Origin of the sequence: Chromohalobacter sp. HP20-39 (assembly GCF_033052815.1) — a bacterium.
In the GTDB taxonomy this organism is placed as follows: domain Bacteria; phylum Pseudomonadota; class Gammaproteobacteria; order Pseudomonadales; family Halomonadaceae; genus Chromohalobacter.
Window position 1 is genome coordinate 1 of record NZ_JAWHTP010000328.1, and the last position, 342, is coordinate 342.

Sequence of the window (342 nt, forward strand, 5' to 3'; positions counted from 1 at the left end):
GTTAGATCCTGCATCGGGCGACAAGTAATTGCTCCGAAGGTGAAGGACTTCCCCCTGCGTGGACAAGACAAATCTCGTCGAACGAGTCAACGATAAAGCCTGAACCAGTGTTGTAAACCCTGGGTACAAGTGCGATGCTGGCAAGCAAGTCGTCAAAGTACTTAAAGGCGACAACGCCCTCTTGCGGGACGGCCAGGCGCTCCAAGTCGTGATGGAACTTCGGCGCATCGCGAGCTGGTTCATTTATCCCTCTGATGACCATGATCAGCCTCCGTTCGACCAGGCTATAGTGCTGATAAAAAGGCCGCGTGGCTCGTGGCCAAATAATTGACGCGACCGCCG

At 54.4% G+C, this 342-nt stretch carries 1 protein-coding gene; it reads right to left on the minus strand.

The window, feature by feature from the left end; genetic code table 11:
• Position 1: 1 nt before the first annotated feature.
• On the minus strand, positions 2–342 hold a 341-nt coding region (locus tag RVY79_RS18225; protein WP_317465940.1), incomplete at its 5' end, for a hypothetical protein.